This is a genomic window from Ornithinibacillus proteolyticus (genome assembly GCF_039581225.1).
Taxonomy (GTDB): Bacteria; Bacillota; Bacilli; order Bacillales; family Amphibacillaceae; genus Ornithinibacillus; species Ornithinibacillus massiliensis.
On the sequence record NZ_JBCPXV010000099.1, the window covers coordinates 1 to 3,336 of the forward strand.

Here is a 3,336-nt window from a genome sequence, read left to right on the forward strand (position 1 = left end):
TAAATTCCTTCCACCAATCTCAATATTTTGCGGCATTTCACTCCATGTATAATCTGCGGGATTATTGCTTTCTTCCGGTGTCGTCTTATTAAACGCTAACCCGATATAAAGCTTACCTTCTGGACTATCACTCATACCGTTTCCGTGTTCATCATCAGCGTATTTTACCCAGGTATATGTCGGCTGACCGTCTTCGCCCGGCGGTCCGGAAACGCCTTGTTCACCTTTAAATTTACTCCAAACGTAATCAGCATAATTCGTGCTCGGTGTTGGCGTTTCTTTGTTGTACGCTATTCCGATGTATTCCTTACCTTCCGGGCTGTCGCTCATACCGCTTGTTGGAGTGTCAGCGTACTTAATCCATGTATAAAAAGTTTTACCATCTTCGCCTTTTGGACCTTGTTCACCATGCACCCCAATGATGACCGGCTCTGTATATGTTTCTAACGGCGCTTTATTCCACGTTATTTTTTCGTAGTTCCACAGATATTTTTTCTCCGGTGTCGTATCTTGCATTGTTGTTGTCCATCCGCTTGTATCTCTTGTTACCCCGCTTGATGCACTTGTTGCTAAATAATATTCTGTGATGCCAACGATTGAGCGCCCTTCTTCGCCTTCGTCACCATAAACGCCGATAATGACTGGGTTTGTGTTTTGGTGAGTTCCGTCACTAAAATTGATACGTTCGTAGTTCCATAAATACCGCTTTTGCGGTGTCATTTGTTGCATTGTTGTTGTCCAGCCTGGCGTGGTTGTAGTAACTCCACTGTTTTGGTCTGTCGCCAAGTAGTATTCGACAATTGACACCACGCTTGTACCTGGAGGACCTTGAGGACCTTGAGGCCCTGGGTCACCTTTATCCCCTTTCGGTCCAGGTGGTCCCGGTTCGCCATCCTCACCGTCAAACACATTGCTTATCGTTATTTCAGCTGTATTTATTACTTCTAACTCATACGCAACTAACACTCGATACGTCGCTTTTTCGTCTATATCATTTGCGGTTACTGTTATTGTCTTACCTTCTGCATAAAAGTTCGTATCGTGATTGCCATCCTTGTCAAACCGCATCCACTGGTAGTCGTAAAGTGTGCCGTCTTCGTCCCGTTCTGCTCCGCTAACAAACGTTCTTGCTGTTAATTCTGTTGTGCCTTGTGCATTTTTAAACACGTTTCCAGCTGTGGATGTAATAGATACAATCGCCATGCGGTCTAGTCTACGCTTGATTTCGTTGCGTAACTGATTCCAAATTGCGTTAACTTCTTCTTCCGTATATTCGACATAATCACCGAGTTTGATATCTTTTTTTGCTTTATTTTTAATAGAACGCTCCATCTCGAATTCACGCGCTTCTAGGTATAACGGAGGGTTAAAATACACGTCTTTAATTCGTATCGTATCACCGAATCGAATTTTCTCGTGTTCTAAACCTGGTACTTCTTCGAGGTCAAGTATAGTTGTTTCGTATGTTACTTGTGTGTTAATTCGTTTATTTAACGCTGTTCTTGTGTACTGTCTAGCTTCTTCTTCGGTCATTTCTTGCCTGTCGGATTGAATTTCGTACGGTTCGATTAAATGATGTAAATTACCATGCTCATCAACTCGTCCCCAACGTTGTAAGGCTTCTTCATCTGTAACTAACACTTCGATTCTAGTTCCGTCCTCGCGTTCTGGACCTAGACCGAGCAGTGCCGTAACAATGTCCTGCTTTTCTACACGTCTTATGCTGTCTAAATCCTTGCCGAATTCAATTTCTCTACCCCGCCACTCGCCGATTCTTTCGAGAAAGTCAACGTATCGGGAGGTTATCCGTCGTCCATCATGTTCGACACGGAAGTGAAGTTCAACTTCAAATTCATTTGCAATTCGCTTTAAAAACTCATACGGATTCGTGTGATTTTCGATGTTAAATGTGCGTACGCCTTCGGATTCAACGATTCCGACCGTCCAACCTGTATTGTTAAGCGCCCAACCGGCATGCTGACTTAGTGTTAAACCTTCTCGCCGTGTAGGATAAATGACTTTTGCTTTTTTTAATTCGAGATAAGTTGCATGAGCATAAAAGTGCGTTTTACGTCCTTTCGTATCACGGTACTTATCAACTTCAAACAATATAAATTCCTGGTATGTTCCATCTTCGTCAGGAATGATGATGTGATTACGTTTTTCCAAGTGTTTGTCATAAGAAAAGCCATCGCCGCCCAAAACAATCGCATCGTAAGTTTCGATGTAAGATTCTAGCGACTTTTTATGAGTGTCGTCGATGATATTGTCTAGAGTGATATAATCGAGTATTTCATTAGTTTGCGGATCGACAATGTGAATCAAGTTATCACCTCGCTATTTGTATCGTTCTCGATAAATTACTTTTGTTTCAAACGTATTCTCCGGACTTACAACGAGTGCGTTATCTCCTTTTTTAAGCGTAAAAAAAGAACCTCCAAAGGCTTTTAAGTCTTTTCGAGATTCTCCATTTAGCAATATGTCAGCGGTTGAGTGATCGAACGTAATAACATCGCCCGGATAAATGATATACGGAGTTTGGTCAACTGTTGCTTTTGTTAGCTTGAAAACTTCCACACTATTAATTCGCAATCTAGATGGTCGTACCCTGTCTTGATAACTCGTAATATAAAGTGATATATATTTCAACCTTCCTGTATATTCGTTTGCCACATCATGATATGTTCCCGTCCATTGTCTAATATGACGTTGTGACCGCCATTCACCGATATAAACATTAAATGTTTTCCCTTCTCGACGGAAGCGCAAATAAAATAACGTAGTATCGCGCGCATTATCGTAGCGGTCTGCGTCACCAATCAAATAACCGTTAGACAAGCCACCGCCTCGATAAGGTCCGACACGCGCAAGAGGTACTCGACGCTTATAATTGCGTGAGTTATCCTTCAACCCAATCATACCGATGTTGTTCATAAATTCGTCGAAAAGCATGATTCCCATACGCCAATTTTCAACTTCACGAGTTGAAATGATATCAAATGTCGATTCAATTTCGAAATCTTGAATCGGTTGGAATAACTCTTTCAACGCTCCTGCTCCACGCTGTTTCTGTCCAACTGTTCCCCACGTTTCTGGACGAATACCGGCACCATCTGTTCCCATCACACCGTCAATATGGTCGATAAAATGTGAATCTACAACATCGAGCGTAACTGGTGTGATCCACGTATCTAACGTACTTCCATTCTCATATAGCACGCTTGTTTTTTCGTCCACCACTACAACATCATCATCAGCCGGTGTGCCAATTAGGTTATACTCCTCTGTTCCGTTCGAAATCATTGCAAACGTTGCCTTTTGTGTTGCGGTTAACTC

Annotated in this window: 2 protein-coding genes; both read right to left on the reverse strand. The window is 42.3% G+C overall.

Annotation, left to right across the window (positions count from 1 at the left end; all coding sequences use genetic code 11):
- Positions 1 to 2,169: phage tail spike protein (locus tag AAIB49_RS19680; RefSeq protein ID WP_343459043.1), on the reverse strand; the 2,169-nt coding region annotated here is incomplete at its 3' end.
- 168 nt (positions 2,170 to 2,337) lie between these two features.
- Positions 2,338 to 3,336: phage distal tail protein (locus AAIB49_RS19685; RefSeq protein WP_343459044.1), on the reverse strand; the 999-nt coding region annotated here is incomplete at its 5' end.